The 23,915-nt window shown below is 40.6% G+C and carries 20 protein-coding genes; 13 read left to right on the top strand and 7 right to left on the bottom strand.

What is annotated here, in order from left to right:
* Nucleotides 1-12: 12 nt before the first annotated feature.
* Nucleotides 13-1,038: a TerC/Alx family metal homeostasis membrane protein gene (locus P2E05_RS03490; protein WP_163860691.1), complete on the bottom strand. Its 1,026-nt coding sequence runs from the start codon at nt 1,036-1,038 to the stop codon at nt 13-15.
* 298 nt (nt 1,039-1,336) lie between these two features.
* Here P2E05_RS03490 and dapB point away from each other — a divergent pair, with 298 nt between their 5' ends.
* The 3 genes from dapB (at nt 1,337) to carB (ending at nt 7,004) form a co-directional block, all read left to right on the top strand.
* Nucleotides 1,337-2,158 (top strand): 4-hydroxy-tetrahydrodipicolinate reductase, encoded by an 822-nt coding sequence (dapB, locus tag P2E05_RS03495; RefSeq protein WP_154622423.1) that lies wholly within the window; start codon nt 1,337-1,339, stop codon nt 2,156-2,158.
* A gap of 446 nt (nt 2,159-2,604) precedes the next feature.
* Complete coding sequence (gene carA, locus P2E05_RS03500) at nt 2,605-3,768, top strand: glutamine-hydrolyzing carbamoyl-phosphate synthase small subunit (protein ID WP_154622422.1); 1,164 nt, start codon at nt 2,605-2,607, stop codon at nt 3,766-3,768.
* A 14-nt stretch (nt 3,769-3,782) separates the two neighbouring features.
* Complete coding sequence (gene carB, locus P2E05_RS03505; protein WP_154622421.1) at nt 3,783-7,004, top strand: carbamoyl-phosphate synthase large subunit; 3,222 nt, start codon at nt 3,783-3,785, stop codon at nt 7,002-7,004.
* Nucleotides 7,005-7,070: 66 nt separating this feature from the next.
* On the opposite strand, the gene P2E05_RS03510 is transcribed toward carB, so the two are convergent.
* The gene (locus tag P2E05_RS03510; RefSeq protein WP_154622420.1) at nt 7,071-7,472 is read right to left on the bottom strand and encodes a hypothetical protein; all 402 of its coding nucleotides are present in this window, start codon (nt 7,470-7,472) and stop codon (nt 7,071-7,073) included.
* A 171-nt stretch (nt 7,473-7,643) separates the two neighbouring features.
* Between P2E05_RS03510 and P2E05_RS03515 the strand changes: the two genes are divergently transcribed.
* Complete coding sequence (locus P2E05_RS03515) at nt 7,644-8,672, top strand: MerR family transcriptional regulator (protein WP_272657665.1); 1,029 nt, start codon at nt 7,644-7,646, stop codon at nt 8,670-8,672.
* Between the two features lie 43 nt (nt 8,673-8,715).
* On the opposite strand, the gene P2E05_RS03520 is transcribed toward P2E05_RS03515, so the two are convergent.
* Complete coding sequence (locus P2E05_RS03520; RefSeq protein WP_154622418.1) at nt 8,716-9,387, bottom strand: DedA family protein; 672 nt, start codon at nt 9,385-9,387, stop codon at nt 8,716-8,718.
* A gap of 167 nt (nt 9,388-9,554) precedes the next feature.
* A complete protein-coding gene (gene metC / locus P2E05_RS03525) occupies nt 9,555-10,742 on the bottom strand; it encodes a cystathionine beta-lyase (protein ID WP_249999855.1) in 1,188 nt (395 codons plus the stop codon).
* 360 nt (nt 10,743-11,102) lie between these two features.
* On the opposite strand from metC, the gene exbB reads away from it, so the two are divergent.
* Both exbB and exbD read left to right on the top strand, forming a co-directional pair.
* The gene (gene exbB, locus P2E05_RS03530) at nt 11,103-12,038 is read left to right on the top strand and encodes a tonB-system energizer ExbB (protein WP_154622416.1); all 936 of its coding nucleotides are present in this window, start codon (nt 11,103-11,105) and stop codon (nt 12,036-12,038) included.
* 5 nt (nt 12,039-12,043) lie between these two features.
* Nucleotides 12,044-12,469: a TonB system transport protein ExbD gene (gene exbD, locus P2E05_RS03535; RefSeq protein WP_154622415.1), complete on the top strand. Its 426-nt coding sequence runs from the start codon at nt 12,044-12,046 to the stop codon at nt 12,467-12,469.
* A gap of 381 nt (nt 12,470-12,850) precedes the next feature.
* On the opposite strand, the gene P2E05_RS03540 is transcribed toward exbD, so the two are convergent.
* The gene (locus tag P2E05_RS03540; protein ID WP_163860695.1) at nt 12,851-13,741 is read right to left on the bottom strand and encodes an alpha/beta fold hydrolase; all 891 of its coding nucleotides are present in this window, start codon (nt 13,739-13,741) and stop codon (nt 12,851-12,853) included.
* A 514-nt stretch (nt 13,742-14,255) separates the two neighbouring features.
* Between P2E05_RS03540 and P2E05_RS03545 the strand changes: the two genes are divergently transcribed.
* The 4 genes from P2E05_RS03545 (at nt 14,256) to yedF (ending at nt 17,566) form a co-directional block, all read left to right on the top strand.
* A complete protein-coding gene (locus P2E05_RS03545) occupies nt 14,256-14,447 on the top strand; it encodes a hypothetical protein (protein ID WP_163860696.1) in 192 nt (63 codons plus the stop codon).
* Between the two features lie 41 nt (nt 14,448-14,488).
* Nucleotides 14,489-14,776 (top strand): LysR substrate-binding domain-containing protein, encoded by a 288-nt coding sequence (locus P2E05_RS21905; RefSeq protein ID WP_420794208.1) that lies wholly within the window; start codon nt 14,489-14,491, stop codon nt 14,774-14,776.
* A gap of 1,339 nt (nt 14,777-16,115) precedes the next feature.
* Nucleotides 16,116-17,330: a selenium metabolism membrane protein YedE/FdhT gene (yedE, locus tag P2E05_RS03550; protein WP_154622318.1), complete on the top strand. Its 1,215-nt coding sequence runs from the start codon at nt 16,116-16,118 to the stop codon at nt 17,328-17,330.
* Nucleotides 17,327-17,566, top strand: a complete 240-nt coding sequence (gene yedF / locus P2E05_RS03555) for a sulfurtransferase-like selenium metabolism protein YedF (protein WP_004926886.1) — start codon at nt 17,327-17,329, stop codon at nt 17,564-17,566. The genes yedE and yedF overlap by 4 nt, the downstream gene beginning before the upstream one ends.
* Nucleotides 17,567-17,762: 196 nt before the next feature.
* Here yedF and P2E05_RS03560 read toward each other — a convergent pair whose 3' ends face one another.
* Nucleotides 17,763-18,278, bottom strand: a complete 516-nt coding sequence (locus P2E05_RS03560; RefSeq protein ID WP_276123007.1) for a GNAT family N-acetyltransferase — start codon at nt 18,276-18,278, stop codon at nt 17,763-17,765.
* Nucleotides 18,279-18,505: 227 nt separating this feature from the next.
* On the bottom strand, nt 18,506-19,411 hold the full coding sequence (gene rdgC, locus P2E05_RS03565) for a recombination-associated protein RdgC (protein WP_196713791.1): 906 nt from the start codon (nt 19,409-19,411) through the stop codon (nt 18,506-18,508).
* A gap of 196 nt (nt 19,412-19,607) precedes the next feature.
* Here rdgC and mak point away from each other — a divergent pair, with 196 nt between their 5' ends.
* The 3 genes from mak (at nt 19,608) to P2E05_RS03580 (ending at nt 23,882) form a co-directional block, all read left to right on the top strand.
* Nucleotides 19,608-20,513 carry a fructokinase gene (gene mak, locus P2E05_RS03570; protein ID WP_154622315.1) on the top strand — a complete coding sequence of 302 codons (906 nt, stop codon included), beginning with the start codon at nt 19,608-19,610 and terminating at the stop codon, nt 20,511-20,513.
* Between the two features lie 215 nt (nt 20,514-20,728).
* Nucleotides 20,729-22,678 (top strand): bifunctional 2',3'-cyclic-nucleotide 2'-phosphodiesterase/3'-nucleotidase, encoded by a 1,950-nt coding sequence (locus tag P2E05_RS03575; protein ID WP_247047809.1) that lies wholly within the window; start codon nt 20,729-20,731, stop codon nt 22,676-22,678.
* 928 nt (nt 22,679-23,606) lie between these two features.
* Nucleotides 23,607-23,882, top strand: coding sequence for a helix-turn-helix domain-containing protein (locus P2E05_RS03580; RefSeq protein ID WP_154622577.1), 276 nt, complete (start codon nt 23,607-23,609; stop codon nt 23,880-23,882).
* Nucleotides 23,883-23,915: the final 33 nt, after the last annotated feature.

The raw sequence follows: 23,915 nt of genomic DNA on the forward strand, positions 1-23,915 counted from the left end.
AAAGTGATTACACTAGAGTTTCTTCTTCTTTGGCAATAGCACACTGGCCATCACGCCTAACGCTAACACACCAAGCACAACCCATAAGCTCATGTTTGTTGAAATGCTATAGCCATGCTGCCACAAGTGATCTGTTGCATTTAAGCCCAGTTTAATTGCGATAAAAAACAGCAGTATGACAACGGCTTTTTCGAGATAGACCAAATATTGTTTTAGTGCTTCAAGCACAAAATAGAGTGTACGTAGACCGAGTATGGCAAACATCATCGCGCTGTAAACAATTAATGGCTCACGGCTGACTGCAATAATTGCAGGCACAGAATCAAAGGCAAACATGACATCCGATAATTCAATAATCGCGACACACAACAGTAGTGGAGTCGCGTAATAGGTTGCTTTACTGTTTCTCCCTATCATGATGTCTTTATTTTCAGGTTTACTGAGCTCAGTATCGACCTCTTTTTGGGTGAGTAAAAAAGCATGCCCTTGAATTTTAGGCCATAAAGGAAAAAAGCGTTTAACCAAACGATAGGCAAGATGTTGGGAGTAATCTTCGATCTTCTCTTCCACTTTTTGATTTTTTAGCATCATTACAGCTGACCATGCAACAACGAGTGCAAAAATCATTTCAACATAAGGCCCTAAGCTGAGAAGTCCTGTACCGATGGCGACAAAAATACCTCGAAAGACCATTGCCCCGATAACTCCCCAGTACAAAATGCGATGTCGATAATGATCTGGTACCGAGAACCATGAAAAGATAGCCATCATTAAAAATAAGTTATCTATAGAAAGGACTTTTTCTAGTACGTAGCCGGTAATAAATAAACTAGCGGTTTCTGAGCCATGATGAAAATATAAGAATGCTGCAAAAGCCATCGCAATCAGAATCCAAAAAAGGGACCAGAAAATGGCATTTTTGAGTGTAATGGGGCGGTCGGAACGGTGCATGAATAAATCGATCGCAATCGCTGCGATGGCTAATATCACAAAGACCGTAACGGTTTCTGTGGGAAAGCCAATATGTGTGGAAACCATAATAATCCCTAAACAATGGTAATACCTAATAAGCTTAATCCTGTTATGACAAGATGCACAACCATTTTTCTATCTAGCTCACATTTTTAGCATGTCTTGCCGAAACAGGAGTGACAACTTTTTCTGATAATTTCTCGTTGTTATACGCTTTTGTTAATAATTCATGATTAGAACTAGCACAGTATCAAGAGGCTCGTTAAGCTATGTCACAATGATTTTTCAAATGACCATGCTGTGAGAAGATGCGATGGCTTATCGAGCCATACAATCACAGCGAAACGGCTAAAAAGGATATGAAATGACGCATTCGACGGTACGAGTTGCAATTGTTGGTGCAGGTGGGCGTATGGGACGCCAGCTGATTCAAGCTGCACAGAATCAAGAAGGGATACAGTTAGGTGCTGCAATTGAGCGAGAAGGTTCATCTTTGATTGGAACCGATGCGGGTGAACTCGCGGGAGTGGGTAAATTGGGTATCTCTGTTGTTGATAGCTTGGATAAAGTGGTCAATGATTTTGATGTTGTGATTGATTTCACTCGCCCTGAAGGAACATTGTGTTATTTGGCATTTTGTCGCACACATCAAAAAGCCATGGTAATAGGGACTACGGGGTTTGATGAACAGGGTAAACAAGCGATAGCAGATGCCGCTAAATCTATCCCTATTGTTTTTGCCGCAAACTTTAGTGTTGGGGTTAACTTAGTGCTGAAATTGCTAGAAAAAGCGGCGAAAGTGATGGGAGATTACACCGATATTGAAATTATAGAAGCGCATCATCGACACAAAGTTGATGCTCCTTCAGGGACTGCACTCGCAATGGGGGAATCGATCGCTACCGCACTGGGTAAAGACCTTAAGGATTGTGCTGTGTATACCCGAGAAGGCTATACAGGTGAACGTGAAGCAGGAACAATTGGTTTTGCGACCGTGCGTGCGGGAGATATTGTTGGAGAACATACTGCAATGTTTGCTGATATTGGCGAGCGTGTGGAGATTACTCACAAGGCATCCAGTCGAATGACTTTTGCTAATGGGGCAATTAGAGCTTCTGGATGGGTAGTGTCTCAAAAATCAGGGTTATATAACATGAAAGATGTGCTTAACTTGGAAGATTTGTAGTTTTATATCGCTATATATTGATTGCAAATCATGGTGTTATTGTTATATGTGTTATGATTTGCAATCTATGATTCTATTTTGTCTTATTTGTTGTGTTTATCTCTGTTTTCCTACCTAAGTTTCTGTCTTTTGTTTAAAAAATAAACTTTTATTATCTTTCTTTCAGTATTACCATAACTTATTCAGTTAATTTAGTTTGCAACCGTTTACGTTGTTATTATGGCTGCTGGTTTTAATGCTCATTCCAGTAAAAATCAGGCTGATAAGCAAAAAAGTAAGAAAAAAATGAAAAAAATGTGTTTTTTTCTAGACAAGACTCCATCTCATCATTAGAATGCGCGCAATTTGCCAAAAATTTGCTTAAAAACGCATTTTGGCATTGATTTAGATCCTCAAATCTGAATTAATATGCACTAATTGTGATTTATTATTCCCTGGAGGGTGTTTTGATTAAGTCAGCTATACTGGTTCTCGAAGACGGAACCGAATTCCACGGGCGCGCCATTGGTGCTGAAGGGGCCGCTGTTGGAGAAGTCGTTTTCAATACGTCAATGACCGGATATCAAGAAATAATTACCGACCCTTCCTATTCCCGCCAAATTGTTACTCTCACCTATCCCCATATTGGTAATGTCGGCACTAATGCCGATGACGAAGAATCCCCAGAAGTTCATGCACAAGGTTTGATAATTCGTGATCTGCCATTGGTTTACAGTAACTTTCGCGGTCAGGAAGGCCTATCAGAATACCTGAAACGTCATAATGTCGTTGCGATTGCCGATATTGATACGCGTAAACTGACACGTTTACTCAGAGAGAAAGGTGCTCAAAACGGCTGTATTATCGCGGGGGATAACCCTGATGCGGCACTGGCATTAGAAAAAGCTCGCGCATTTTCGGGTTTAAACGGTTTAGATTTAGCAAAAGAAGTCTGTACCAAAGAGGCTTACAGCTGGACTCAAGGCTCTTGGACGTTAAAAGACGGGCAACTCAGTGCAAAAAGTGAAGATGAGCTGCCATTGCATGTTGTTGCCTATGATTTCGGGGCTAAGCGTAATATTTTACGTATGCTAGTTGACCGCGGTTGTCGATTGACTGTCGTGCCAGCAACAACTCCAGCGGACGTTGTATTAGCGATGGATCCAGATGGTATTTTCTTATCAAATGGACCTGGTGACCCTGCGCCTTGTGATTATGCTATCAAAGCGATTCAAGATTTCTTAAACACAGAAATACCTGTTTTCGGTATCTGCTTAGGACATCAGTTACTGGCGCTTGCGAGCGGTGCAAGCACCATGAAAATGAAGTTTGGTCATCACGGTGCTAACCATCCTGTTAAAGATTTAGATCAGAATGTCGTGATGATCACGGCGCAAAACCACGGTTTTGCCGTTGATGAGTCAACATTACCCGATACATTACGCGTGACACACAAGTCATTGTTTGATGGCACTCTGCAAGGTATTCATCGTACAGATAAGCCTGCTTTCAGCTTCCAAGGGCACCCTGAAGCAAGTTCTGGTCCTCATGATGCGGCTAAATTGTTCGATCACTTCATTGAATTGATTCATGAATATCGCCAGAACCAACCTCGTCATAACGCAAAATAATCGGGAGCAGAAAAATGCCAAAACGTACAGATATAAAAAGTATTCTGATTCTAGGGGCTGGCCCGATTGTTATCGGCCAAGCATGTGAATTTGACTATTCAGGTGCACAAGCGTGTAAAGCACTACGCGAAGAAGGCTATCGCGTGATTTTAGTCAACTCAAACCCTGCCACCATCATGACTGACCCTGAAATGGCCGATGCAACCTATATTGAGCCGATTCATTGGGAAGTTGTGCGTAAGATCATCGAAAAGGAACGCCCTGATGCTGTCTTGCCTACTATGGGCGGGCAAACGGCGCTTAACTGTGCACTTGAGCTTGAGCGCAAAGGTGTATTAGAAGAGTTCGGTGTGACAATGATTGGTGCAACCGCGGACGCGATTGATAAGGCGGAAGATCGCCAACGTTTTGATAAGGCAATGAAAAAAATTGGCTTAGAGACGGCGCGTTCAGGTATCGCACACAATATGGAAGAAGCCTATGCAGTGGCTGAAGATGTCGGATTCCCTTGTATTATTCGTCCTTCATTTACGATGGGGGGAACCGGTGGAGGGATTGCCTACAACCGTGAAGAATTCGAAGAAATCTGTACGCGTGGTCTTGATCTCTCACCAACCAATGAGCTACTCATTGATGAATCGCTGATTGGCTGGAAAGAGTACGAAATGGAAGTTGTACGTGATAAAAATGATAACTGCATTATTGTTTGTTCGATTGAAAACTTTGATGCAATGGGGATCCATACCGGTGACTCAATTACCGTTGCACCAGCACAGACGCTAACGGATAAAGAATACCAAATCATGCGTGATGCATCGATGGCAGTGTTGCGTGAAATTGGTGTTGAAACAGGGGGATCTAACGTTCAGTTCTCTGTCAATCCCAAAAATGGTCGCTTGATTGTTATTGAAATGAACCCTCGTGTGTCACGTTCTTCTGCATTGGCTTCTAAGGCGACAGGTTTTCCTATCGCAAAAATCGCAGCCAAACTTGCGGTTGGCTATACTCTCGATGAACTCATGAATGATATTACTGGTGGCCGTACACCGGCATCATTCGAACCTTCTATTGACTATGTTGTGACAAAAATACCTCGCTTTAATTTTGAAAAATTTGCGGGTACCAATGACCGTCTGACAACGCAGATGAAATCAGTCGGTGAGGTCATGGCAATTGGACGCACATTCCAAGAGTCTATGCAAAAAGCATTACGTGGCCTTGAAGTCGGTGCGACGGGCTTTGATCCCAAAGTCAGTCAAGATGACCCAGAAGCGTTAACACGTATTCGTCGCGAACTGAAAGACGCTGGCGCTGAGCGTATTTGGTATATTGCAGATGCCTTCCGTGCAGGTCTTTCTGTTGATGGGATCTTTAATTTAACCAATATCGACCGCTGGTTCTTAGTCCAAATCGAAGAGTTGGTTCGCTTAGAAGAACAAGTCACCGAACAAGGCGTGAATGGGCTGAATAAAGACTTTTTACGTGTGCTTAAACGTAAAGGTTTTGCGGATGCTCGACTAGCGAAACTGGTTGGTGTCTCTGAAGCGGAATTACGCAAATTACGCCAAGGTTATGGCCTACATCCTGTTTATAAGCGTGTTGATACCTGTGCGGCTGAGTTTGCGACGGACACGGCTTATATGTACTCCACGTATGAAGATGAGTGTGAATCGAACCCGAACACAGATAAGCCAAAAGTGATGGTGCTGGGGGGCGGTCCAAATAGGATTGGTCAAGGGATTGAGTTCGATTACTGCTGTGTTCATGCCTCATTAGCACTGCGTGAAGATGGCTATGAAACCATTATGGTTAACTGTAATCCGGAAACTGTTTCAACGGACTACGATACGTCAGACCGCTTGTATTTTGAGCCTGTCACATTAGAAGATGTGCTGGAAATTGTCCGTATTGAACAGCCTAAAGGGGTGATTGTTCAGTATGGTGGACAAACGCCACTCAAACTGGCTCGTGCGTTAGAAGCGGCTGGTGTCCCTGTAATTGGAACAAGTCCAGACGCGATTGACCGAGCAGAAGACCGTGAACGTTTCCAGCAAGCCGTTAACCGTTTGAATCTGAAACAGCCGCAAAATGCGACCGTTGTGACGATCGAACAAGCAATTGAAAAAGCAGCAGGTATCGGTTATCCGCTGGTGGTACGCCCATCTTATGTCCTCGGTGGTCGTGCAATGGAAATTGTTTATGATGAATCGGATTTACGTCGTTACTTCCAAACGGCGGTTAGCGTTTCTAACGATGCACCTGTGTTACTTGACCGTTTCCTTGATGATGCGGTCGAAGTCGATGTCGATGCAATTTGTGATGGCGAAACCGTTTTGATTGGCGGCATCATGGAGCATATCGAACAAGCGGGTGTTCACTCTGGTGATTCAGCATGTTCACTACCTGCTTATACGTTAAGTCAAGAAATTCAAGATGTGATGCGTGAGCAAGTACGCAGCCTAGCCTTTGAATTGCGTGTTCGTGGTTTGATGAACGTACAGTTTGCAGTCAAAAATAACGAAGTCTATCTAATAGAAGTTAACCCTCGTGCTGCTCGAACCGTACCGTTTGTATCTAAAGCGACGGGCGTTCCTTTGGCAAAAGTGGCTGCTCGTGTCATGGTTGGACAATCACTCACAGAGCAAGGTGTGACTAAAGAGATTATTCCTCCTTACTATTCAGTGAAAGAAGTGGTTTTACCTTTCAATAAATTCCAAGGCGTGGATCCTATTTTAGGGCCAGAGATGCGTTCAACGGGTGAAGTCATGGGGGTTGGTCGTACATTTGCGGAAGCCTTTGCTAAAGCGATGTTAGGCAGTAACTCAACGATGAAAAAATCAGGTCGCGCATTGTTATCCGTTCGTGAAGGTGACAAAACTCGCGTGGTGGATTTAGCCGCTAAATTGCTGAAGCATGGTTTTGAGCTCGATGCAACTCACGGTACAGCGATTGTATTAGGGGAAGCGGGCATTAATCCGCGCTTGGTAAATAAAGTACATGAAGGCCGCCCACATATTCAAGACCGTATCAAAAATGGCGAATATGATTATATTGTTAACACCACGGCTGGCCGACAAGCGATTGAAGATTCTAAATTAATCCGTCGTAGCGCATTACAATATAAAGTGCATTATGACACAACGTTAAACGGTGGTTTTGCAACAACCATGTCGTTAAGTGCTGACCCTACAGAGAAAGTTATCTCAGTTCAGGAAATGCACGCGTTGATTAAATAAGACGAATCAACTTAGTTTAAAGCCCTGTACTTGAAGTGACAGGGCTTTTTTGTTGTTGGTATAACGTTATTGTGTCGCGTTTCTGTGCTTTAATATTTTGTATTCAATATCTTTTATCCATGAAAGCTTGAGATCATGGAATTGTTGGTCAGCGGCATAGAGCGCAGCGCCTCGTAGCGATAACTCTCGTAGGTCATTTTGTGGGATATTAGCGACACTCATTTCTCGGTTATATTGGCGAAATGATTCTATTTTATTATCACAATAGCCCAGTGCGGCCTCGGCGATTTGGTTGGCAGGTTGATTGTAGTGACTTGCGATCGTAAAAGCGTATTGGTCAATGCAAGCTTTCGCTTCTTCTGCTTTCTCATACCCTGGCGTGCTTGGTTCTCCCGTCTCTAGAGTATTTGCGAATACCAGCGTAGAAGGTAGTAAAAGCAATCCTATCAATATTGCTTTCAGGCTCATTAATTTCACCATTATTATTCAATGTGGGTCATTTGGCAGAAATTATAATCAGTGCGTTTGTGAAGATAAAGAGAATCCCAAATACACCAACAGATAAAATTATTTTCAAAAAAGATTGACTCTCACGTTACGTGAGGCACTAACCTGCACATCCATCACAGGAGAATTGATATGCTATTTCAAGTGGGTGAAATTGCACAAAAAACTGGGCTAACCATTCGCACGCTTCATCATTATGAAGAAATAGGATTATTAGTTCCAACTGCGAGAACCGATGCGGGTTATCGACTCTATAACGTACAGTGTCTCGAACGTTTGACGCAAATTCAAATGTTAAGACAGGTGGGCGTTAAACTTAAAGACATCGGTGAGATCTTAGATGGCCAGAGTGGGGATATGGCGCAAATGCTTCAGGAGCGTATTTGCTCTCTTTCTGAACAAATAAAACAGGCAGAGAAGTTACGCTATCGACTAGAGCAACTGCAATTACAAATGCGGACAGGTAATGTGCTCACTCAGGCTGATTGGTTTTCTATTTTGGAGATGATGTCTATGTACGACAAATATTTTACACCGAAAGAGTTAGAACAAATGCCTCTGTATACGGATCAGACGCTAAAAAATCAAGCGTGGCAGCAACGTGTAGCAACCGTTAAAAGCCTTATGCAAGAAGGTGTTGCCGTTGATTCTGAACAAGTACGCCAAATATCAGCAGAGTGGATGGTTGCCCTAGAACGTGATACTGGGGGTAACCCTGAGTTTTTTGCAAGATTGAATAAAATTCATTTATCCGATAATGAATTTGCAGCGTCATCCGGTATTACTGAAGAGATGATTGACTATGTCGCGAAAGGCTTTAGTGAGCATCAGTTGGCTATTTTTAAACCTTATCTGACAGCATCACAATTTGCTTTTGTGGAAGAACATTATTTCGAATCAGGAAAAGTATGGCCTGAGCTGATCGCTGGACTATATACTGCGAAACACGCAGGAATATCGCCAGAATCGCCAGAAGTACAGGCATTGGCACAAACATGGCTAACGATGTTTAACCAATTTACGGGAGGAGATCCTGAACTACAGGAGAAAATTCGTCAAATCTATCGAGAAAATCCGGTTATTTCACAGGGAACTTGGATGACTCCTGAAATTGGTCAGTACCTATTTGAGGCTTTAACCCGTTCTTTTACTCAAGCATAACCCTCTTATTATTTACCGCCTCATGATGAGGCGGTTTTTTTGATTATTCGGACTTATTATTCAGGGCCTTACGATGTTTCCAATACATCATAATTGACCCTATGAGCCCGCCAACCAACAAAAGCACAGGGAGGATCATGAGGGCACTGAGAACGATCTGCTCATGTTGTTTCACAAAAGGGATCTGATTCAGTACATAGCCTAATGTCACAATAATACCAACCCAGAGCAATCCACTTAGCCAATTAAAGAGTTGAAAACGTCGATGGCTTAACTCAGATAACCCTGCTAATACAGGTAATAATGTGCGCACGAAAGCTAAAAATCGGCCAATCAGCAAAGCATAAAGCCCTTGTTTATGAAACATATGGTTGGCTTTATGGTGATATTCTTGAGGGATTTGCGATAACCAACGTTTGACAACGTTTGTTTCACTCAACCATCGCCCTTGAAGAAAACCGAGCCAGCAACCGAGGCTTGCCGCTGTTGTGAGCAGTAAAACAGTTGGAATAAAGTGCAGTACACCCTTTGCGATGAGGGCGCCCGAAAGAATTAACAGGGTGTCACCGGGTAAAAAAGCGGCAGGGAGTACCCCATTTTCTAATACAATGACAACGAAGAGAACGGTATAAATAACCCAAAGTACTTCTGGATTGGAGAGTTTAAGGAAATCGTGATGCCAGAGTGCCAGTACGATTTCGCGTAGTACTTCCATAATAGTTCCTGTCTATCTGCGAAAAAGCGAATTCTTTTCTATATTACAGGAAAAAAACGTAGCCAGTTTGATTTGTTTACTAAATTAAGCAGATTAGTGGATAAATAACCGCGTTGAATATGCACACTTTCATGTAGAAATAAGCATCATGAAAGTGTGAAAAATAGTTATAGGCTACGTTCAAACGCTTTTTTTAGGTCTTCAATTAAATCTTGAGGATGCTCAAGGCCAACATGAATACGGAACAATGTTCCTTCATTGAAATTGACATCATATTGGCGCATACCGAGTAAATCTTCTTTTTGATATCCGAGAATCAGTGATTCATAGCCACCCCACGAATAACCCATCTTAAAATGGTTAAGATGATTCAAAAAGCTCTCGAACTGTTCTTGAGATAAACGTGATTTTAATTGAAAAGAGAATAAGCCATTACTGCCATTAAAATCACGTACAAAAAAGGTGTGTCCAGGACAAGAAGGCAGAGCAGGATGGAAAACACGATCAACTTCTGGCTGTTGTTCTAGCCACTGAGCGATAGCGAGACCATTTGCCTCATGTTGTTTTAGCCGAGTGGCTAATGTATGTAAGCCCCGACCCGCCATATACACCGTATCAGGGTCAGCAGTTTGCCCGAGTAAATAGGAGTTTTCACGTAAGGTATCGATACAGCGTTCATTGGCAACCGCAACACCTAACATGCCATCAGAATGGCCATTGATGTATTTAGTGGCGGATTGTATTGAGATATCGATGCCTAACAAAAGCGGTTTCAGTAATACGCCAGCAGCCCAAGTATTATCAATCATAATAATAATATCCGATGATTTCTGGCGAACTGCGTTCACGATAGCGGGAAGATCATGGATTTCCATCGTAATAGAGCTTGGCGCTTCGAGAAAAACAATGCGTGTATTAGGGCGAATGAGTTCAGCGATATTCGCCCCGATCATAGGGTCGAAATAGTCTGTATCAACATTGAATTTAGTGAGTATCTTATCACAAAAGTTTTGTGTTGGATCATAAGCAGAACCCGTCACTAGTATGTGATCGCCTGAGGAGATAAAGGATAAGATCGCATTGTTGATCGCCGCGGCACCAGAAGGATACAACACGGCACCTGCACCACATTCTAGCTCAGTCATAGCTTCTTGGAAGGCAAAGTGAGTTTGTGTGCCTCGACGACCATAGAAAAGCACCGATTTTGCCCTATTGCGCGTCGCGTGCTGCTTTTCTTCAAGTGTATTGAAGATGACGGAGGAAGTACGCTGAATAATAGGGTTAACCCCTTTTTGCGTATAAGTCGGATTTCTGCCTAGATGCACGAGTTGTGTTTCAGGTCTAATCTTTGCCATATTGAGTCCTTTAACTTGTACTGAGCGATAGGAAACTAAAAAGATTCATTGAACTTAAATGATTTTGTTGAAGATGTACAAGCGTAAAGACTGAATCGGATTTTTTTTCATGTCAGTGCGTAATAGTCTTGTTCTTATTAAGGGCTTTTTTGTGAAAGGACAAAGAATACGAAAAAAATATTGAATAGTAATGATAATTACTATCAATTCGCGCTGTGTTTGATATTATCTGCACCGTCTTTTGAAAAAAGAGAACAATTGGGCGAGTGAATTTCGCTTTTATAGGTTAGTCGGTGAGCGTGAAATCATCGGCACGAATTTATTAATAGAACACAGAAAAAGAGAGTATAAGGCCAACTGATGCGTAAACTAACAGCTTCTATTCTATTGGCGATAGGCCTGATGGGAACAGCAAGTGCTGAAACCACACCAGCAACAACCCCAACGTCTGCCCAAACGACACCAGCCGCTGCGGCGCCTGCGACAACGAATCCATCGTCTTCAACGCCAGCAAATAATGCACCGGAAACACAAAATCCAGCTACGGCAGAAAATACAACAACACCGACCGTGAGTGAAAGTGTTGAAATTACTACGGATAACCAAGGTGGTTTTGATAAAGACTTATCAGTTTGGGGAATGTACCAAAACGCCGATAATGTTGTGAAAACCGTTATGATTGGTTTGGTATTAGCGTCAGTTATCACATGGGCGTTATTCTTTTCCAAAGGAATAGAACTGCTGGCGGCACGTCGTCGTTTAAAAGCTGAAGTAAAACAGTTAAGAGAAGTGAAATCTTTAGATGAAGCAATGAGTGTTGCTAAAGACTTTAAGTCGAACAGCGTAACACTTTTCCTGCTTAAGCAAGCGGTTCTAGAAAGAACATTGTCAGCTCAAAGCACGGATCTCGCTGGAATTAAGGAGCGCACAGGGTTCCGCCTTGAGCGTTCTATTGCGGCGGTTAGCCGCCATATGGGACGCGGGAATGGTTATTTAGCAACAATAGGGGCCATCTCACCCTTTGTTGGACTGTTTGGTACTGTTTGGGGGATCATGAACAGCTTCATTGGTATCGCTCACTCACAAACTACTAACCTCGCTGTTGTTGCTCCAGGGATTGCAGAAGCACTATTAGCGACAGCAATCGGTTTGATCGCCGCAATTCCAGCGGTTGTTATTTATAACATTTTCGCCAGAATGATTAATAACTACCGTGGCCAAGTTGGTGATGTAGCTGCCCAAGCTGCTCTACTCTTAGGCCGCGATCTGGATCTGGCAAATAGCAAAGCAAGGTAACGATTATGGCAATGCGTTTAGGTGACGAACAAGACGATAGTGGTGAAATGCACGAGATTAACGTAACACCATTTATTGATGTTATGTTAGTCCTGCTGATTATCTTCATGGTTGCTGCACCACTAGCAACAGTAGATATCAAAGTTGACTTGCCTGCTTCGACAGCGAAACCGCAACCGCGCCCAGAGAAACCGGTATTCCTCACGGTAAAAGCGGATAGCCAACTATTTATTGGTGACCAAGCTGTTAGCAAAGAGCAGTTAGCATCATCACTTGATATCGCAACGAATGCGAATAAAGAAACCACGATCTTCTTCCAAGCGGATAAAAGTGTTGATTATGAAACGATGATGGATGTGATGAATGCATTACGTCAGTCAGGGTATCTGAAAATTGGTTTAGTTGGGATGGAAGCCGCATCTCCTAAATAATCAATGAGTAGGCATCCTTCAAAATGCAATGAACTGAGATTGCTAACAAAGCGGGAAAACGTGATTTTCCCGCTTTGTGCTATCAAGCGAACACCATAAACTGATTTTCATTATGCGTAATGGTCATTTTTGACGTGCTGCTTGCATCTGACAGGGTTATTAACCCGCTGGCAGCGCTATCAGTATGATGTTTTTATCATATCAGCTATCACATGACGGTTAAGCTTAAAGCTCACAACGAGTCCTTATCCAACATCACGATACTCACCCACCGCTTTTTATCTTAGCAACTACCAACCCTATTTACCTACCGTATAAGAAATAAGGTGAAGGAGGAATGGTAATAAGGCTCTGTTAGAGCCTTATTTATACACTGGATAGTTAATTCGTTGCCTCATGTAAATGAGCAATAATGAGATCCGCAATTTTTGGATTGAGTAGAGGGGGCGTTTCATGACCCATACCCTCAATAATGACTAGTTTTGCATTAGCAATATTATTAGCAATATCTTGGCCAGCAGCTAACGGAAATAGCGGATCAATAGAGCCATGAATAACTAAAGTTGGTGTGTCAATGTGCTGAATATAAGGTCGCAGATCGCCAGTTACAGCAACTGCGACAATTTGGCGTTTAGTGCCTTCAGGTGAATAGTTGCGTTTCAGAGCCTGTAGCAAATAGTCACGGTAATAGTTTTCATCGAATGGGCAGATCGAGGAACTGACCCGCTGGAAAAATGCCAGTTGCCCAGATAAATAAGCGTCTAAATTTTCTTGAGGGTTGGCACTTGGGCTAATGAGCATCTGCATGACATCAGGCTCACTTTGTGGGAGTTCTGGGTTACCTGTTGATGACATAATTGCGCAGAGGGATAATGTACGTTCAGGGTATTTAGCTGCAACCAGTTGCGCGATCATTCCTCCCATTGAGCGTCCAATAATATGCGCTTTATTAATAGATAACTTATTGAGTAATTGGACAATATCCTCAGCCATATCTAGCAAAGTATAAGGAATAGCAAATTGTTCCTTATTTTGCATTTTTTCAATGAGTGCGCCGAGATTAATAGAGGGAAAGTTATCCAAATGGGGGGATAAACCGGCATCTCGATTATCAATACGCAAGATATAAAAACCCGCATCGGCAACTTGCTGGCAAAAGTCATCCGTCCAGCTAATATTATGCCCCCCTAAACCAGGAATTAGTACGACAGCAGGGTTTTTGGGAATGCCAAATGAATCATAAAAAAGTACTGTTTCAGCGTTTGTTATCATTTTATTTCCAATTTTGTGAATTTTGTACTGCTTATGCCGTAATTTCACTGAAAATACTAGCCATAATAATGAGTAAAGATTATCAAGAATTAAAGGTAAACTCTATCGTAGTCATCTTTTAAATCAGGATAATATTTTTAGTTAATGGCCTTTTTGACGATGTGAGTTAGTAATATCAAAAGGACGCTGACGAATAACAATGCAGAAACAATAAGATTTGTATCTAAGCTATTTAATAGAACAACGACACCGCCTAAAGCAGAACCTAGTGCAATACCCGCATTAAAAAATGAAATGTATAAGGAACCTGTAATTTCGATAGGGTGAAACTATGCACTATCATCCATGTCATTAAGGTGGCGGAAACACCACCATAAGCAACACCCCATATGATCACTGTTGCTCCTCCAGACTTAAAATATTATACGAAATTGCAAATATATTGGGTCAAGGGCAGCAGCGACCAAAAGGGTTACTAAGGTCGACAGTACCTGTTGCATTCGGAAAACGTTTTATGATGCCAATAGTGCGATGTTATTTAGAACGATGGGCAGAAGTGGAGGTCGATATCGATTTTAATGATGACAATCGTTTAGTTAGAAAAGTACTCGCTCCGCATCGTCTGATAACTTGTGCTAAACCTCATTACATACAAGAACATGGTATGCCAGAGGACTTACAACCACTAAATACCATAACTGACTAATTTTTCGACATAAGGGATATAACGTTCCATGGCAATTTAAAATTAATTCAAATTTACAATCATATATGCCTAAAGGGCGTTTGGTTTTAAATGATACTGAGGCCATTTTATCTGCCTGGATTGAGGGACAGGGTATTTGCCAACTAGGGGCTTTTCTTGCCAGTGAGGAGATTAAAAAAGGGCGTTTGCTTCCTGCTCTAAACGAATTTTGCAAACCTGAATCCCCTATTTGTGCGTTATACCCCACAAAGCGCTATCTGCCTCCCAAAGTTAGCCAGTTCTTATCATTATTTGACGAGTATTGGCAAGGTAGAGCGATTTGGGAGTGATAGAGGAGCAAAAAACTAAGCTATTTTTTCTGTTAACACGCATAACGTATTGCGAGTAACGATTAGTTTTTTGAATTAATACTCCAGCTTTATAACAAGTTAAATATTGAGATGAGTGTCTTTTTTTGTGTATTAAATCTCATTTTTTGGTTCGATTTTTCACTAAGTGATTATTAAAAATAAACTATATCTTTATTATGAGGTTATTTAGCTTTGTTTAAATTTAAGTGATAACACTTAAGTTTTTATTATTGGCTGATTATTAGTCTTTATGGCAATATTGTAACCTTATGTTTTTTATGACTAAAAAAAATCTACTCTTATTGTTTTTGATATTCACTATATTTATCCATGACAAGTGTTATCAAGTAGAATAAGTAATAAAATAAATTAGATTAATATTTGTGCACATGATGATATATGGATAAATAAATCTAACAATTAAATTTAAAACTATTATCTATATAAGAAGAGTTAATTGAATAATTAGCTTTGTAACATTTTCAAGAAATGGATAATTATGTAAATTATTTTTAAAAATATATATTTATTTTTTTATTTTGAAATTGATTTATATAACCTATTGATTTAAGTATAAAAAATATGACTCCCACAAAATTTAAGTTAAATGAAAAAAACACTTGCGCAACAATTATGTTGGGTTATAATGCCTTCAATAACATTTAGAAATACTTTTAAACACTTTTCATGATTCAATTTTTTTATTTCTATTCGCCAAACTAGGGAAAAATAAAATAAGATTGATATCTTGAGTTTATAAAAATGATTTATATAGCACTATTTTTTGACTTATCAATGAATCGTTTTTTTAAGTAGATAAATGTTATTACTGAGGTCAAATGGGCTGACTTCAGACTACGCATAGCATGCAACGCCGGTAACACGGCAATTTCATATTATACTCCTCTATTATAGATAAAATAAGACTACACATTCCTGCGTTATCTCTGATAACGCTTTTTTTTTCTTAAAATACACATATAAAACAACAGGGTAGCTATTATTAATCTGTTGTCTGCTATATTGATGACTCACTGAAGGCGATGGCATCGGCGTGTCCATGAAGCGGTATGTCACTTGTTGAAAAGCGGTTTCAAGTCGCAAAAATCGAACGCGTGCAGGCCTATAAGTAGTGCAAATTATTTGTAACATATCACTTCACGAATTCAATTATCGGAGTATGATGTGATCCATATCTGCTGTGGGGACGAGGCGTTATTTTCTTACTGCTGCTGGCGTAGCTTTAAGGGATAGTGTGCATACAATACAACAGCGGAATTCTCTGCCAGGTACTGGCGCGAATGATTTGGAAGTTAAAATGACTTGGTCTGAGTTTAAATCTCACTATCTCATCCGTTTTTGGAAACCTCTACCGGCAGTTATTGCTGCGGGTATCTTATCGACATACTACTTTGGATTAACAGGAACATTTTGGGCCGTCACAGGTGAATTTACCCGTTGGGGTGGACATATTCTACAGTTATTTGGGGCCGAACCTGAAAACTGGGGATATTTTAAAGTGATCGGTTTATCGGGTAGCCCATTAGAGAGAATCGATGGCGTTATGATTATCGGGATGTTTGCTGGTTGTTTTGCAGCAGCATTATGGGCAAATAACGTTAAATTACGTATGCCACAACATCGTATTCGTATTTTTCAAGCGATTATTGGTGGCATCATTGCTGGTTTTGGGGCACGTTTAGCAATGGGATGTAATTTAGCCGCATTCTTTACAGGCATTCCCCAGTTCTCGCTGCATGCATGGTATTTTGCCATTGCAACGGCGGCAGGATCTTACTTTGGTGCGAAATTCACTTTAATGCCAATGTTTAGGATCCCAATTAATCTGAAAAAAGTATCGGCTGCTTCACCACTCACTCAGCGAGCAGATGTTGCCAAAAAACGCTTTAAGTTAGGCATGATAATCTTTTCCTTAGCGATCGCATGGGGCTTCTATACCTTATGGGATTCTCCTGTATTAGGCATTGCTATCTTATGCGGTATCGGTTTTGGTTTGCTGATTGAACGAGCTCAAATTTGTTTTACTTCCGCTTTTCGTGATTTATGGATCACTGGAAGAACCCATATGGCAAAGGCGATCATTATAGGTATGGCCGTAAGTGCAATAGGTATTTTTAGCTATGTACAATTAGGTGCAACGCCAAAAATTTTATGGGCAGGACCTAACGCCGTCATCGGTGGGTTATTATTTGGATTCGGTATCGTGCTAGCAGGAGGGTGTGAAACGGGATGGATGTATCGTGCCGTTGAAGGACAAGTTCACTATTGGTGGGTCGGTTTTGGCAACATAATCGGAGCCACGATCCTTGCCTACTATTGGGATGATTTAGGCCCTTGGTTGGCAACCGACTTTGATAAAGTGAACCTATTGGAAACCTTCGGCCCACAAGGTGGGTTAGCGGTGACTTATTTATTATTAGCAATAGCGTTTATCTTAATGCTGGTGTGGGAAAAGTACTTTTTCCGTAAGCGCGGGCAAAAACAGGTTGCAGCATCAGCGGAGGTTGTATGAGCCATAAAGAAATCATTCCAGATTATCGATTAGATATGGTGGGAGAACCTTGTCCCTACCCAGCTGTCGCGACGTTAGAAGCCATGCCATCGCTAAAAAAAGGGGAAATATTGGAAGTGGTCAGCGATTGCCCACAATCCATCAATAATATTCCTTTAGATGCGAAAAATTATGGTTATACCGTGCTGGACATACAACAGGATGGACCGACTATTCGCTATTTAATCCAAAAATAGCCATACTTCAAGTTGCAGCGTTGTAGGTTGCTTTGTGACCCTAGCCATCTATTTATAGGTGTGACTAGGGTTACCACGGGTAGGCGGCCTTGCTGCAACGCGAATTATTGAGACCTCGCACTGCTGACTTCAGTTTTTGACTCCCTCACACTGAGATTATAAGTATTCTGAGTTAGGTTATTCATCGCGCATTCGCTTATGACAACTCTTCCTGCCAGCTAGTTAAATCAAGCACTAATTCACACTCATCATCGACATAATCCCCCGTCGGGATAAAGCCAAGTTTCTTATAGAATTCAAATGGGCTTTCTTCACCTTCACCACAACTATTATAAAGTCGTGGATAGCCTTTCTTTTTTAAATAGCGGATCACTTGGATTAAGGCTTCACGACCAAATCCAAGTTTTTGATAAGGTTCAGCTATCATAAAACGCCATAGCATAATTCCATCATATTCAAGCTCATCATCGTCTAACCCTGAATGCAACATAATAAAACCCACAGGGACATCATCAGCATAAATGCCGCGATACCACGCACAGTCTGAAAACTGAGCTTCAACAATGGAGTAGGCATTATCTGCCACCATGCTGCGTTGCGCTTCACTCAGTGTATGGCTGAGCAGGCAAATTTCAGAAAAATTATCTGCCGTTATTTTTTGCAGTGTGACAAGTGAATGTTCATCCACTTCCGGTTCGATGTGCTCTTTCATAGCAATTCCTGCGATTGATGTTTAACCTTATTCAATAGCTTGCATTATTTGTTTAATTATTTTTTTTTAACAAATAAAAATGTCAGCTATTTTGTTATCAAGATGTAATTCAATTCACCAGAGATTCGGTAGGCAGTCAATGACTTAATGATGGCAATGTTAGCGAGGTCTAAAAAGTGATGGCAACACAGTGTGATATGTGATGCCATCAGTTGATATGGCGTCGATTAATGCTCTGCTTCACCACCAAGAACATCAATAAGGCGTGCAATGAGCGCACTGAGTTCCCCAGTCATTAGGACATAATCGGCGTCAAAACGTTGGGCATAATCTTCTTTACCGATATCATCGTTTTGTTCTTTTAATGTATCACTGAATTTTAGCCTTTTCAGAGAGCCATCATCAGACAGCATAAACTGAATGCGCTCTTCCCAATCTAAAGCCAATTTGGTGACTAGCTTTCCGGCTTCAATATGTGTCGCAATTTCATCTGAAATGAGCTCTTGCTTTTTACAGCGAATGATACCGCCTTCTTCTAAGAGCGCTTTTAATTCAGCTTCATCCATAACAGCAAAGCCTTGAGGAAGTGAGCCTGAGCGGATCCACTCGGTTAAAGTCAACTCAATAGGATCTTTGAATGTTAATGGTACAACAGGTAATGAGCCTAAACTTTTACGGAGCAAGGCTAAATTATCTTCAGCACGTTTGGCACTAGCAGCGTCAACGATGATGAGTTGATTGACCGTATCAATCCATATATAGGTTTTATTGTATTTGCTGAATGCTCTAGGCAATAAAGAGTGGACGACTTCGTCTTTAAGCGCGTCTTTTTCCGTTTTTTTCAGTTTTCGCCCTTGGTCGGCTTCAAGCTTTTCAATTTTTTCTTGTAATTCTTGCTTGATCACAGGGGAAGGCAACATTTTTTCTTCTTTTTTAGCACAAATCAGAATTTGATTGCCAGCAGCATGGGTCAGTGAATCTGAGCCTTTCATAGGTGACACCCAGCCTGTTTTCATCATGTCTTGGCTACCACATGGATGATAGGCGAGAGGGGCAAGTTGTCTCTCTAGATCGTCAGCACTTAGCGCCAAATCACGATTCAGACGATAGACCAATATATTCTTGAACCACATGAAAAACCTACCTTTGTTGATGGATGACCTATTTTAGCCGGTGGCTATGATAACGAATTGTCGATTATTTAGCGAAAAAAAATGCTTTTATGCATCATTTGTTATGTTATTAGGCCTCAATTTTATAGCTAATCGCTTGAAATTGATAATGTATACAGGCAATGATACAGAAAACAGCTAAGCAGTGAGGGTGAAGATGAGAATTGGCATTGACCTTGGTGGCACCAAAATTGAAGTGATTGCATTGGAAGATAATGGTGACACACTTTTTAGGAAGCGAGTTGCAACGCCTAGAGGTAATTATCGTGCAACATTAGATGCGATTGCGGGATTAGTGAATGACGCAGAAATGGCAACAGGAAAGAGAGGTCGCGTAGGGGTCGGTATCCCAGGCACCTTATCCCCTGTCACTGGAAAAGTGAAAAATGCCAATTCCACTTGGCTTAATGGCCAATTTTTTGATGCCGACCTCGCGAATATCCTTGAAAGGCCAGTTAAAGTTGCCAATGACGCTAATTGCCTTGCTGTCTCAGAGGCGGTGGATGGCGCCGGAAAAGGCGCGCCTGTTGTATTTGCTGTGATTATTGGTACCGGATGTGGAGCGGGTATCGCAATTAATGGACAAGTGCATTCAGGGGGAAATGGCGTTGCAGGAGAGTGGGGGCATAACCCATTACCTTGGCAGAACAGTCAAGACTTCGCGTTTTTGCAAGACGAGCAATGTTATTGCGGATTAACAGGTTGTACTGAACAGTTTGTATCCGGTACTGGGTTTATGGCGGATTATCGCAAGCTCTCCGGCGATACGAAAACAGGCGCTGACATTATCACATTGATGAAAGCAGGTGACCCACATGCCATAACGGCAATGGATAACTACCAATCTCGTCTAGCTAGGGCATTAGCACAAGCCATTAATATGTTAGACCCTGACGTGATTGTTTTAGGTGGTGGAATGAGTAATGTTGAGGGGTTATATCACTCATTGCCTACACGAGTGAAAAATTGGGTATTTGGTCGTGAATGCGATACGCCGATTCGACAAGCGATTCATGGTGACTCAAGCGGTGTCCGAGGCGCCGCGTGGCTTTGGCCTAAGTAGTGACTATCGTCATTTATTCTGTGACTTATCTAGAATTAAACACGTCTAATTAAGATAAACGGTGACTTCAATTTATAAGAAGGGCATTGTTGATTATCACTTATCGAAATACGAACTGGTTAGCCTATCGACAAGTATGAAGATGTGCTAGCCCTATTTTGGCACACAGCACTGGCAACGATTATTTTACATCAATCAACGTAAGGGGAATTACGGTGAATAACATTTTTAAATTATCTGCTTTAGCATTGTTCGTGACATTGAATGTCAATGCCGCGACAGTCGATTTACGTGTGATGGAAACTTCCGACATACATAGTAATTTGATTGATTTTGATTACTATAAGGATAAGCCGACTGAGCAATTTGGTTTAGTACGAACAGCAAGTTTAATTAAAGCCGCAAAAGGCGAGGTGACGAATGCGGTATTAGTGGATAACGGTGACCTGATTCAAGGTAGTCCTTTAGCAGATTATATGGCGGCCAAAGGGCTTGAAAATGGAGAGTCTCACCCAGCTCATAGCCTGATGAATACGATGGGATACACCGTCGGTAACTTTGGTAATCATGAGTTTAACTTTGGCTTAGACTATCTTAAAAAGGCGATTGCAGGGGCTAAGTTCCCTTATGTTAACGCAAATATTATTGATGCTAAGACAGGCGAAAATTACTTCACACCTTATATTATTGTTGATACGCCCGTTAAGGATCGAGACGGTAAGCGTCATAATTTAAAAATCGGTTATATTGGCTTTGTTCCTCCACAAATTATGATTTGGGATAAGCCAAACCTGACAGGCAAGGTGACCGTCAATGATATCACTGAGACCGCGAAAAAATTTGTGCCTCAGATGAAAAAGGAAGGGGCGGACTTGGTTGTGGCAATTCCGCATTCAGGCTTTTCACAAGAGCCATATAAAGCGATGGCAGAGAACTCCGTTTACTATCTCAGTGAAGTGCCGGGTATCGATGCCATTATGTTTGGTCACTCTCACGGTGTATTCCCAAGTAAAGATTTTGAAAATATCAAAGGCGTTGATATTGAAAAAGGAACCGTTAATGGTATCCCAGCCGTTATGCCTGGTCAGTGGGGGGATCACCTTGGCGTCGTTGACTTGGTGTTAAGCAATGATAAAGGACGTTGGGAAGTGCTTAAAGCAAATGCTCATGCCCGCCCTGTCTACGACAAAGCCAATAAAAAACCGCTAGTCGAACGAGATGACGAGTTGGCTAAAATTATCGATAAGCCTCACAACGATACACGTCAATTTGTGGGGAAAATGATCGGTAAAGCTTCTGATAACATGTATAGCTATTTGGCATTAGTACAGAGTGATCCGACGGTACAGATTGTCAATGATGCTCAAACTGATTATACAAAGCATTATATTCAAGGTGACCCTGATTTAGCGGATCTTCCTGTACTTTCTGCCGCCGCGCCATTTAAAGTTGGTGGTCGTAAAAATGCGCCAGATGAATTTGTTGAGGTTGAAAAAGGGGACCTTACTTTCCGCAATGCGGCTGACTTGTATCTATATCCAAATACTTTAGTCGTAGTGAAGGCAACAGGCGCCGAAGTCGTTGAGTGGCTAGAATGTTCCGCTGGGATGTTTAACCGTATTGACCCTCAATCAACCTCACCTCAAAACTTGATCAATTGGGAAGGATTCAGAACTTATAACTTTGATACTATCAGCGGGATTAATTACCAAATCGATCTTACCGAACCTGCAAAATATGACGTAGATTGCCAACCAGTTAATTCACAGGCTAATAGGATCAAAAATGTTACTTATCAAGGCAAACCCATTGATCCAAAGGCCACTTTCTTAGTCGCAACCAATAACTATCGTGCATACGGCGGTAAGTTTGCAGGTACAGGTGATAGCCATATCGCATTCGCTTCCCCAGATGAAAATCGTTCAGTATTGGCATCTTACATTGCTAAAATTTCCAAAGAACAAGGTGAGGTGAAAAGTAAAGCCGATAATAATTGGTCTTTCTTACCGATTAAAAGTGATAAAGCACTCGATATTCGTTTTGAAACATCTCAAAGTGATAAAGCCGCAAAATTTATTCAACAGACGGCACAGTATCCTTTAGAAAAAGTAGGAAATGATGATATTGGTTTTGCTATTTACAAAATTAATTTAAATGGAAAATAACTAAGTATCGATTTTAGTATTATTATTAAAAACTAATCATCAAAACCCCCTTTATTATTAAACTGGATTTAATAATAGGGGGTTAATATTTTTGTTTGCTCAATAAAAAGAAGAACATTCAAATAAACTAACTGAGTCATACAAACTTGGTAACTAAATATTGATATACGACAAAATGGTTAGTCTAATTATGTATTGTCATACATATTATATCCAGATAAAAATGAATAACGTAATTTTGTTCATGTTGTTTATAGATAAATAAAATTGATTTGTTATTAAAGTCTAGCTCTGACAAGATTAAATAATTAATCATGTTAGTTATTATTGATATATCTTTATGGCGATTGTTTTCTCTAAAAAATAGATCGTAAAAAGAATGTGCTTTATTGATTATCTAAAATAAAGGAATAGAAATTATCGTCTGATAAAGGTTCTATTTTTGTCAGTAGTTATATTGCCTTGCAGTATTTTCCACTTATTAAAGGCATTTTTTTGATTTTTACTGTCAATAAATGATGGTTATATTGTGATGTTGTGTTAAAGGAGGGGGGTTATTTGAAGTAAGATAGTGATGAGGATAATCTAAAAATGTAATTAAGATAATATATATTAAAGTATAAAATTGATGTTTTATGATAAAAATGTCGTTTTTTCAATTTAAATCGGAATTATAAACCTTTAGTTGGGGTTTAAAACTGAGTGTTTAGATGTTAATTCTGGATTGTTTGCAAAGGTTAACATTATGTTTTTATTGTGGTTGTTTATTTTAGAGTGGGGTTAATAAAATATATTACTCGCAAAAATCCACCTACTCTTTAGTGAGTGATGTTATTTGTTTTTAAACTATGAATGCGTAATATATTAGTCAAGCACTGATCTGAATCAAAGCATGAATAATAAATTCTAAATTCAGAGGTACTCTTACATGGAAATTGAAAAATACAAATATTCATTGTCTGTTGGACAACGAATTAAATCGTTAAGATTACAAAATGGTTGGAGCGGTGAAACGCTTGGTAAAATAACTGGAATAAGCCAACAACAAATTTCACGATTTGAACGCGGAATAAATAGAATAGATGTTGAATCATTAGCAAAATTTGCTAATGCATTTAATGTGGATATCGTAGTTTTATTATCTGATTACGACAAGACAATTTACGATAAGAATATATTTATTGCGAACACTTTAATTATCTAATTTTTTGGAATGTAGTTCTAAATGGATTTAGCC

Source organism: Providencia stuartii (genome assembly GCF_029277985.1).
In the GTDB taxonomy this organism is placed as follows: domain Bacteria; phylum Pseudomonadota; class Gammaproteobacteria; order Enterobacterales; family Enterobacteriaceae; genus Providencia; species Providencia zhejiangensis.

Coding starts and splice junctions, on each gene's coding strand:
- P2E05_RS03490 (WP_163860691.1), bottom strand. CDS start 1,038: ATGGTTTCCACACATATTGGCTTTCCCACAGAAACCGTTACGGTCTTT.
- dapB (WP_154622423.1), top strand. CDS start 1,337: ATGACGCATTCGACGGTACGAGTTGCAATTGTTGGTGCAGGTGGGCGT.
- carB (WP_154622421.1), top strand. CDS start 3,783: ATGCCAAAACGTACAGATATAAAAAGTATTCTGATTCTAGGGGCTGGC.
- P2E05_RS03510 (WP_154622420.1), bottom strand. CDS start 7,472: ATGAGCCTGAAAGCAATATTGATAGGATTGCTTTTACTACCTTCTACG.
- P2E05_RS03515 (WP_272657665.1), top strand. CDS start 7,644: ATGCTATTTCAAGTGGGTGAAATTGCACAAAAAACTGGGCTAACCATT.
- P2E05_RS03520 (WP_154622418.1), bottom strand. CDS start 9,387: ATGGAAGTACTACGCGAAATCGTACTGGCACTCTGGCATCACGATTTC.
- metC (WP_249999855.1), bottom strand. CDS start 10,742: ATGGCAAAGATTAGACCTGAAACACAACTCGTGCATCTAGGCAGAAAT.
- exbB (WP_154622416.1), top strand. CDS start 11,103: ATGCGTAAACTAACAGCTTCTATTCTATTGGCGATAGGCCTGATGGGA.
- exbD (WP_154622415.1), top strand. CDS start 12,044: ATGGCAATGCGTTTAGGTGACGAACAAGACGATAGTGGTGAAATGCAC.
- P2E05_RS03540 (WP_163860695.1), bottom strand. CDS start 13,741: ATGATAACAAACGCTGAAACAGTACTTTTTTATGATTCATTTGGCATT.
- P2E05_RS03545 (WP_163860696.1), top strand. CDS start 14,256: ATGATGCCAATAGTGCGATGTTATTTAGAACGATGGGCAGAAGTGGAG.
- yedE (WP_154622318.1), top strand. CDS start 16,116: ATGACTTGGTCTGAGTTTAAATCTCACTATCTCATCCGTTTTTGGAAA.
- yedF (WP_004926886.1), top strand. CDS start 17,327: ATGAGCCATAAAGAAATCATTCCAGATTATCGATTAGATATGGTGGGA.
- P2E05_RS03560 (WP_276123007.1), bottom strand. CDS start 18,278: ATGAAAGAGCACATCGAACCGGAAGTGGATGAACATTCACTTGTCACA.
- rdgC (WP_196713791.1), bottom strand. CDS start 19,411: ATGTGGTTCAAGAATATATTGGTCTATCGTCTGAATCGTGATTTGGCG.
- mak (WP_154622315.1), top strand. CDS start 19,608: ATGAGAATTGGCATTGACCTTGGTGGCACCAAAATTGAAGTGATTGCA.
- P2E05_RS03580 (WP_154622577.1), top strand. CDS start 23,607: ATGGAAATTGAAAAATACAAATATTCATTGTCTGTTGGACAACGAATT.